The 8,973-nt window shown below is 69.1% G+C and carries 9 protein-coding genes; all 9 read left to right on the top strand.

What is annotated here, in order from left to right; translation table 11 throughout:
- Positions 1-9: 9 nt before the first annotated feature.
- The 9 genes from ftsW to ACFVWD_RS35705 all read left to right on the top strand — a co-directional run bounded on the left by ftsW (position 10) and on the right by ACFVWD_RS35705 (position 8,616).
- The gene (ftsW, locus tag ACFVWD_RS35665; RefSeq protein ID WP_389602170.1) at positions 10-1,377 is read left to right on the top strand and encodes a putative lipid II flippase FtsW; all 1,368 of its coding nucleotides are present in this window, start codon (positions 10-12) and stop codon (positions 1,375-1,377) included.
- Between the two features lie 6 nt (positions 1,378-1,383).
- Positions 1,384-2,475 (top strand): undecaprenyldiphospho-muramoylpentapeptide beta-N-acetylglucosaminyltransferase, encoded by a 1,092-nt coding sequence (gene murG / locus ACFVWD_RS35670; protein WP_389602171.1) that lies wholly within the window; start codon positions 1,384-1,386, stop codon positions 2,473-2,475.
- A 25-nt stretch (positions 2,476-2,500) separates the two neighbouring features.
- A complete protein-coding gene (locus ACFVWD_RS35675; protein ID WP_389602173.1) occupies positions 2,501-3,286 on the top strand; it encodes a cell division protein FtsQ/DivIB in 786 nt (261 codons plus the stop codon).
- 275 nt (positions 3,287-3,561) lie between these two features.
- Positions 3,562-4,755 (top strand): cell division protein FtsZ, encoded by a 1,194-nt coding sequence (gene ftsZ / locus ACFVWD_RS35680; protein WP_389602174.1) that lies wholly within the window; start codon positions 3,562-3,564, stop codon positions 4,753-4,755.
- A 26-nt stretch (positions 4,756-4,781) separates the two neighbouring features.
- Positions 4,782-5,489, top strand: a complete 708-nt coding sequence (gene pgeF, locus ACFVWD_RS35685; RefSeq protein ID WP_389602176.1) for a peptidoglycan editing factor PgeF — start codon at positions 4,782-4,784, stop codon at positions 5,487-5,489.
- Between the two features lie 6 nt (positions 5,490-5,495).
- Positions 5,496-6,215: a YggS family pyridoxal phosphate-dependent enzyme gene (locus tag ACFVWD_RS35690; protein WP_389602178.1), complete on the top strand. Its 720-nt coding sequence runs from the start codon at positions 5,496-5,498 to the stop codon at positions 6,213-6,215.
- A 129-nt stretch (positions 6,216-6,344) separates the two neighbouring features.
- The gene (locus tag ACFVWD_RS35695; RefSeq protein ID WP_101408202.1) at positions 6,345-6,986 is read left to right on the top strand and encodes a cell division protein SepF; all 642 of its coding nucleotides are present in this window, start codon (positions 6,345-6,347) and stop codon (positions 6,984-6,986) included.
- 51 nt (positions 6,987-7,037) lie between these two features.
- On the top strand, positions 7,038-7,322 hold the full coding sequence (locus tag ACFVWD_RS35700) for a YggT family protein (protein ID WP_075026383.1): 285 nt from the start codon (positions 7,038-7,040) through the stop codon (positions 7,320-7,322).
- A 46-nt stretch (positions 7,323-7,368) separates the two neighbouring features.
- Entirely contained in the window at positions 7,369-8,616 is a 1,248-nt protein-coding gene (locus tag ACFVWD_RS35705) for a DivIVA domain-containing protein (RefSeq protein WP_389602180.1), read from the top strand.
- The last annotated feature ends 357 nt before the right edge of the window (positions 8,617-8,973 follow it).

Genomic DNA, 8,973 nt, shown 5'->3' on the forward strand with positions numbered 1-8,973 from the left:
GAGCCGGTGATGGCCAGTAGCCGTACTGGCCGTCCCCCCGTCCAGCGTGCCCCACGGCGCCCCGCCGGACGTCCCCGCCCCCCGCGCGACAACCCCCTGCGCCTGCTCTGCACGCGCGCCCGCAAGGCCTGGGACCGTCCGCTCACCGCGTACTATCTGATCTTCGGCAGCAGCCTGTTGATCACCGTGCTGGGCCTGGTGATGGTCTACTCGGCCTCGATGATCACGGCGCTGCAGCTCTCGCTGCCGGGGTCGTTCTTCTTCCGCAAACAGTTCCTCGCGGCCTCCATCGGCACCGTGCTGCTCCTGATCGCCATGCGGGTGCCGGTGAAACTGCACCGGGCGCTGGCGTATCCGATCCTGGCCGGCGCGGTCTTCCTGATGATCCTCGTGCAGGTCCCGGGGATAGGGATGGCGGTCAACGGCAACCAGAACTGGATCTCCCTCGGCGGCTCGTTCCAGATCCAGCCCAGCGAGTTCGGCAAGCTCGCGCTCGTGCTGTGGGGCGCCGACCTGCTCGCCCGCAAGCAGGACAAGGGCATGCTCGCGCAGTGGAAGCACATGCTGGTGCCGCTCGTCCCGGGCACCTTCCTGCTGCTCGGCCTGATCATGCTCGGTGGCGACATGGGCACGGCGATCATCCTCACCGCCATCCTCTTCGGACTGCTGTGGCTGGCCGGAGCGCCCACGCGGCTGTTCGGCGGCGTGCTGGCGGTCGCCGTGACCATCGGTTTCATCCTGATCAAGACGAGCCCCAACCGGATGTCCCGGCTCGCCTGCATCGGCGCCACCGAACCCGGCCCGAACGACACCTGCTGGCAGGCCGTGCACGGTATCTACGCTCTGGCCTCCGGCGGACTGTTCGGTTCCGGCCTCGGCGCCAGTGTGGAAAAATGGGGCCAACTTCCCGAAGCGCACACCGACTTCATCTTCGCCATCACCGGGGAGGAACTGGGCCTCGCGGGGACGCTGTCGGTGCTCGCCCTCTTCGCGGCTCTAGGCTATGCGGGTATCCGCGTGGCCGGACGCACGGAGGACCCCTTCGTGAGGTATGCCGCGGGAGGCGTGACCACCTGGATCACGGCCCAGGCCGTGATCAACATCGGTGCGGTGCTCGGTCTGCTGCCGATCGCCGGAGTCCCGCTCCCGCTGTTCTCCTACGGAGGGTCCGCCCTGCTGCCGACCATGTTCGCCATCGGGCTGCTGATCGCCTTCGCACGCGACGAGCCCGCTGCGCGGGCGGCGCTTGCGATGCGGCAACCCCGCTTTGGTAGAAAGCGTGCTGCGGTGAGAGGCTCCGCGGGGGCCGCGGGGCCTCGGAGATGGAACACGATGCGACGGCGTGCCTCGGCGGCGCGTTCGTCCGGAGAGCGGTGAATTTCGGTGCATGTCGTACTCGCCGGCGGGGGGACCGCCGGCCACATCGAGCCCGCGCTCGCCCTCGCGGACGCCCTGCGCAGGCAGGACCCGACCGTGGGGATCACGGCCCTGGGCACGGAACGCGGACTTGAGACCCGGCTCGTACCGGAGCGGGGCTACGAACTCGCGCTGATCCCCGCCGTCCCGCTGCCCCGCAAGCCCACACCCGAGCTGATCACCGTCCCGGGGCGGCTGCGCGGCACGATCAAGGCGGCCGAGCAGGTCCTGGAGCGCACCAAGGCGGACGCGGTCGTCGGCTTCGGCGGCTATGTGGCGCTGCCCGCCTACCTCGCGGCCAAGCGCCTCGGCGTGCCGATCGTGATCCACGAGGCCAACGCCCGGCCGGGCCTCGCCAACAAGATCGGTTCCCGGTACGCGGCACAGGTCGCCGTCTCGACCCCGGACAACAAGCTGCGCGGCGCCCGCTACATCGGCATCCCGCTGCGCCGCTCGATCGCCACCCTCGACCGGGCCGCCGTACGCCCCGAGGCGCGCGCCGCGTTCGGTCTCGACCCCTCGCTGCCGACCTTGCTGGTTTCCGGCGGCTCGCAGGGCGCACGGCGCCTCAACGAGGTCGTCCAGCAGGCGGCGCCGTACCTTCAGCAGGCCGGTATCCAGATCCTGCACGCGGTCGGCCCGAAGAACGAACTGCCGCAGGTCCACCAGATGCCGGGAATGCCCCCGTACATCCCGGTACCGTACGTGGACCGGATGGACCTCGCGTACGCCGCGGCCGACATGATGCTCTGCCGCGCGGGCGCGATGACCGTCGCCGAACTCTCCGCCGTCGGGCTGCCCGCCGCCTACGTCCCGCTGCCCATCGGCAACGGCGAACAGCGACTGAACGCCCAGCCGGTGGTCAAGGCCGGTGGCGGGCTCCTTGTCGACGACTCGGAACTGACCCCCCAGTGGGTGCAGCAGAACGTGCTGCCCGTGCTCGCCGACCCGCACCGGCTGTACGAGATGTCCCGCGCCGCCAGCGAGTTCGGTCGCCGGGACGCCGACGACCTGCTCGTCGGCATGGTGTACGAGGCGATCGCCTCTCGCCACCGCTAGGACCGCATGAGGGAAGGCAGGGAGCGTGGCCGGACCGACGACCGCCGAGCGCGGTGAACGGCAGAAGTTGGAGTCCGGCTCGCCCCGCCTCAGGCGGTTGCGTCGCCTTCGTGTGCTCATCATCCTTTTGACCGTGCTGGTGTTGGTGACGGCGGCCACGCTATGGCTGCTCTACGGCTCGCCGTGGCTGCGGGTCGAGAAGGTGTCGGTCTCCGGGGTGCGGGTCCTGACGGACCGGCAAGTGCGCGACACGGCCGACGTGCCGGTCGGATCGCCGCTGATTTCCATCGATACCGATGCCGTCGAGGCGCGATTGCGCCGGAAATTGCCCCGAATTGACTCGGTTGATGTCGTCCGTTCCTGGCCGCACGGAATCGGGCTGAAAGTGACCGAACGCACCCCGGTGCTCATTCTCAAAAACACCGGAAGCGGCGGCAAGTACATCGAAGTGGACGCCAAGGGCGTGCGTTTCGCGACGGTTTCGGCTGCTCCGAAGGGCGTGCCCGCGCTGGAATTGGCGGTGTCCAAGGCGGCCGTTCTGCGCCGCTTCCCGGTCGACCGGCTGGTGCGCGAGGCGGTGGGGGTGGCCGGGGACATTCCGGCCGCCGTCCGTCGCGACACCCGGATCGTCAAGGTCCGTTCGTACGACTCGATCTCGCTGGAGTTGAGCGGCGGACGCAGCGTCCAGTGGGGGAGCGACGAGAAGGGCCGCGCGAAGGCCAGGACGCTCACCGCTCTCATGAAAGCAGCTCCAGGGGCCCGGCACTTCGATGTGAGTGCCCCCATCGCCCCTGCTTCATCGGGGAGTTGACGCACATCAGTGCAGGCCAGCACCCTGGTTGGGCAGCGCTACGGCTGATCACATAGGGTGAAAAGAAAAACGGGAGGTTCGGCGTGTTCGTTGAACGTGCGCCACTTGTCGACTTAGTGTCCTGTTCGGAAGAGTCCAAGGAACAGACACACTGGTAACCCTAAACTTCAGCGTTAGGGTTCGGGTCGGCGTTCGGACCGTCCCATTCGGCATCAGTCGTCGGATCGCGAGCGTGCGAGGCGACGACACGTAACTCGAGGCGAGAGGCCTTCGACGTGGCAGCACCGCAGAACTACCTCGCAGTCATCAAAGTCATCGGTGTCGGCGGCGGTGGTGTCAATGCCATCAACCGGATGATCGAGGTCGGTCTCAAGGGCGTCGAGTTCATCGCCATCAACACGGACGCGCAAGCTCTGTTGATGAGCGACGCCGACGTCAAGCTCGACGTCGGCCGCGAACTCACGCGCGGACTCGGCGCCGGAGCCAACCCGGCCGTGGGCCGCAAGGCGGCCGAGGACCACCGCGAGGAGATCGAGGAGGTCCTCAAGGGGGCCGACATGGTCTTCGTGACGGCCGGTGAAGGCGGTGGCACCGGCACCGGCGGCGCACCCGTCGTGGCCAACATCGCCCGCTCGCTCGGCGCCCTCACCATCGGCGTGGTCACGCGCCCCTTCACCTTCGAAGGACGGCGTCGCGCCAACCAGGCCGAGGACGGCATCGCGGAACTCCGCGAAGAGGTCGACACCCTCATCGTCATCCCGAACGACCGGCTGCTGTCCATCTCGGACCGCCAGGTCTCCGTCCTCGACGCCTTCAAGTCGGCGGACCAGGTCCTGCTGTCGGGTGTTCAGGGCATTACCGACCTCATCACCACGCCCGGTCTGATCAACCTCGACTTCGCCGACGTCAAGTCCGTGATGTCCGAGGCGGGTTCCGCGCTCATGGGCATCGGCTCGGCCCGCGGCGACGACCGCGCCGTGGCGGCGGCCGAGATGGCGATCTCCTCGCCGCTCCTGGAAGCCTCCATCGACGGCGCACGCGGCGTCCTGCTCTCCATCTCCGGTGGCTCCGACCTCGGCCTTTTCGAGATCAACGAGGCCGCCCAGCTGGTCAGCGAGGCCGCGCACCCCGAGGCCAACATCATCTTCGGTGCGGTCATCGACGACGCACTCGGCGACGAGGTGCGGGTCACCGTGATCGCCGCCGGCTTCGACGGCGGCCAGCCGCCGGCCAAGCGGGACAACATCCTCGGCTCCACCTCCGCCAAGCAGCGCGAGGAGCCCGCGCCGGTACGGGCCGCCGAGAGCCGCCCGTCCTTCGGCTCGCTCGGCAGCGTCACGCCGAAGGAGGCCCTGGAGCCCACCCCGGAGCCGGTCAACGAGGTCCCGGTCGCTCCTCCGGTCCCGCCGTCCCGCGCCTACTCGGACAGCGCGGCCGAGGAGCTGGACGTGCCGGACTTCCTGAAGTGATAGGACATCGCTCCGAAACGAGCACCGTGAGCGGCGCGCACTTCGCCTTCACCGACCGGTGGGGCGGGGTGAGCGCCGTTCCGTACGAGGAGCTCAACCTCGGCGGAGCGGTCGGCGACGACCCCGACGCCGTACGGACCAATCGTGAAATGGCCGCCAAGTCGCTCGGACTGGACCCGGCCCTGGTCGTGTGGATGAACCAGGTGCACGGGCCGGACGTGGCGGTGGTCGACGGACCGTGGCTCTCCTCGGAGATCCCGTCCGTCGACGCGATCGTGACCGGGCGGCGCGGGCTCGCCCTCGCCGTCCTCACCGCCGACTGCACGCCGGTCCTGCTGGCCGACCCGGTGGCCGGGATCGCGGCCGCCGCCCACGCGGGTCGGCCCGGCATGGTCGCCGGGGTCGTCCCCGCCGCCGTACGGGCCATGGTGGAGCTCGGCGCCGAGCCCGAGCGGATCGTCGCCCGCACCGGACCCGCGGTCTGCGGCCGGTGCTACGAGGTACCGGACGAGATGCGCGCCGAAGTCGCCGCCGTCGAGCCGGCGGCGTACGCCGAGACCAGCTGGGGCACTCCCGCGGTCGATGTGACCGCCGGAGTGCACGCGCAGTTGGAACGACTCGGGGTGTGCGACCGGGCGCAGTCGCCGGTGTGCACGCTGGAGTCGGACGACCACTTCTCGTACCGACGGGACCGCACGACCGGGCGGCTCGCAGGCTATGTCTGGCTGGACTGATGGGGCATGACGGACCGTAAGGCTCAACTCGCCGGAAATCTGGCGAAAGTGGAAGAGCGCATCATGGCGGCCTGTGTGGCCGCCGGGCGCAAGCGCGAAGAGGTGACCCTGATCGTGGTCACCAAGACCTACCCCGCCAGTGATGTGCGGGTCCTGTCGGAACTCGGTGTGCGCCACGTCGCCGAGAACCGGGACCAGGACGCGGCGCCCAAGGCGGCGGCTTGCTCGGATCTGCCCCTCTCGTGGCATTTTGTCGGTCAGTTGCAGACCAACAAGGTGCGTTCTGTGGTCGGTTATGCGGATGTGGTGCAGTCCGTGGACCGTGCCCGGCTTGTCACGACCCTGTCGAAGGAGGCGGTGCGGGTGGAGCGCGAGGTGGGCTGCCTCATCCAGGTCGCACTGGACGCGCAGGAGAGCGGCCGGGGTGAGCGGGGAGGCGTCGGAGTCGGCGGAATCGAAGAGTTGGCCGACCTCGTCGCCGGGGCACCCGGGCTCCGGCTCGACGGACTGATGACCGTCGCACCGCTCACCGGGGCGTACGCGGGGCGCCAACAAGCGGCGTTCGAGCGGCTGATGGATTTGTCGACTGCTATGCGCCGCACGCATCCTGCTGCGAACATGGTGTCTGCAGGGATGAGTGCGGACCTCGAGCAGGCCGTGGCGGCCGGAGCGACACATGTACGCGTCGGTACGGCGGTACTCGGAGTCCGACCCGGGCTCGGGTAACGTCGCCAAGAAGTCGGACCACAGCAGAAAATATGGTCATTACCGCCACTGGCGGGCATAACGACCTCGTGGATCGCGGGCACTTGGCACTTCGTCAGCCGATCCACCACAGAGCGGAGGACTCAGAGCATGGCCGGCGCGATGCGCAAGATGGCGGTCTACCTCGGCCTCGTGGAGGACGATGGGTACGACGGCAGGGGATTCGACCCCGATGACGAGTTCGAGCCCGAGCTCGACCCGGAGCCCGAGCGTGACCGGCGGCGGCATGAGCCGCCCCACCAGTCGCATCAGGCACACCAGTCCCAACGGGACGAATCGGTACGAATGGTGCAGCCTCCGGCGCCTCGCGATCCGGTGCCGCATTCCGCTTCGCTCGCTGCGGAATCCAGCCGTCCGGCGCGGATCGCGCCCGTGGCGTCCATCACACAAGAACGCGCAAGCCTGGAGAAGAACGCACCGGTGATCATGCCCAAGGTTGTGTCGGAACGAGAGCCGTACCGGATCACCACACTTCACCCGCGGACCTACAACGAGGCCCGTACCATCGGGGAACACTTCCGTGAGGGCACCCCGGTGATCATGAATCTGACTGAGATGGATGACACAGATGCGAAGCGACTTGTCGACTTTGCGGCCGGTTTGGTGTTTGGTCTCCACGGCAGCATCGAGCGGGTGACGCAGAAGGTGTTCCTGTTGTCGCCTGCTAACGTCGATGTCACGGCGGAGGACAAGGCCCGCATCGCAGAGGGCGGGTTCTTCAACCAGAGCTGAGACGCAGGACCGGATCAAGGTACGGAAACAGGGGAGAGGGAAGCGCGGATCATGAGCGTGGTCGGGCAGGTTCTCTACGTCGCGCTGACGTGTTTCCTCGTCGTGTTGATTTTCCGGTTGGTCATGGACTACGTCTTCCAGTTCGCCCGCTCATGGCAACCCGGCAAGGCGATGGTGGTCGTTCTCGAGGCCACCTACACTGTCACCGATCCACCGCTCAAGCTTCTGCGGCGGTTCATTCCGCCGCTGCGTCTCGGGGGCGTGGCGCTTGACCTGTCCTTCTTCGTACTGATGATCATCGTCTACATCCTGATCTCCGTCGTGAGCCGGCTGTGAACGATACGGTCTTGCCGAATGCCGACGACTACGTTGAGGTGAAGAGATGCCGTTGACCCCCGAGGACGTGCGGAACAAGCAGTTCACGACCGTCCGCCTCCGAGAAGGCTATGACGAGGACGAGGTCGATGCCTTCCTCGACGAGGTCGAAGCCGAACTGACGCGACTGCTCCGCGAGAACGAGGACCTGCGCGCCAAACTGGCGGCGGCCACGCGCGCGGCTGCGCAGAACCAGCAGCAGGGCATGCGCAAGCCGCCCGAGCAGGATCAGCAGGGCCCGCCGCAGGGCATGCGAGGTCCCGGCGCCCCTGTACCCGCCGGCATATCGGGCCCACCGCAGCAGCAGATGGGTGGCCCCATGGGTGGGCCGCCCCAGCTGCCGAGCGGTGCGCCGCAGCTGCCCGCGGGCCCCAGTGCCCAGGGCGGCCAGCAGGGCCAGGGCCCCATGGGCCAGGGTCCGATGGGCCAGGGCCCCATGGGTCAGGGCCAGATGGGCCAGGGCCCCATGGGCCAGGGTCCGATGGGTCAAGGGCAGATGGGCCAGGGTCCGATGGGCCAGGGTCCCGGCCAGCAGATGCAGCAGCAGATGCCGGGCCAGATGCAGCCCCAGATGCAGCAGCAGATGGGTGGCCCGATGGGCGGACCCATGGGTGGCCCCATGGGCGGTCACGGCCCGCAGATGCCGCAGCAGGGCCCCGGTGGCGACAGCGCCGCGCGTGTCCTCTCGCTGGCTCAGCAGACCGCCGACCAGGCGATCGCCGAGGCCCGCTCCGAGGCCAACAAGATCGTCGGCGAGGCCCGCAGCCGCGCCGAGGGTCTCGAGCGTGACGCCCGTGCCAAGGCCGACGCGCTGGAGCGGGACGCGCAGGAGAAGCACCGTGTCGCGATGGGCTCCCTGGAGTCCGCCCGCGCCACGCTGGAGCGCAAGGTCGAGGACCTGCGTGGCTTCGAGCGCGAGTACCGCACGCGTCTGAAGTCCTACCTGGAGTCGCAGCTGCGCCAGCTGGAGACGCAGGCGGACGACTCGCTCGCCCCGCCGCGTACGCCGGCCACGGCCTCCCTGCCGTCGCCCTCCGCGCCCTCGATGGCTCCGGCCGGTGCGAGTGCGCCGTCGTACGGCGGTCAGGGCATGGGCGGCGCCCCGGCACCGGCCGCGCCCTCCTACGGCGGGCAGCAGCAGATGTCGCCGGCCATGACCCAGCCGATGGCTCCGGTACGGCCCCAGGGGCCGTCGCCGATGCAGCAGGCGCCCTCGCCGATGCGTGGGTTCCTCATCGACGAGGACGACAACTGACGGCCTTGAGCACGCCTTAGGCGTCGGCAGCGTTCAGGGCGGAGCCCCGGATCTTTCCGGGGCTCCGCCCTTTTGCTGTGCCCTTTTGCTGTGCTGTTTCGGGCGGGCGTGCGGTTCCCTTGGGGCATCTGTACGGGGTACGCAACGCCGAAGGCCGGGGCCCACCAAGATCTTTGGGATCTTTGGTGGGCCCCGGCCGGGTTGTTCTTCGGCTGCGGGTGGGTGGGGGCTGGGCGCGCAGTTCCCCGCGCCCCTTGGTGGGGGGGGGGGGCGCGCGGCGACCGCGCCCCCGCGGCGAGTGGGGTGACGGGCGGCGGGCGGGGGGGGGGGGGGGCCCCGCGCGGCGGGGCCGCGGCG

It is taken from the genome of Streptomyces sp. NPDC058086 (genome assembly GCF_042885015.1).
Lineage (GTDB): Bacteria > Actinomycetota > Actinomycetes > Streptomycetales > Streptomycetaceae > Streptomyces.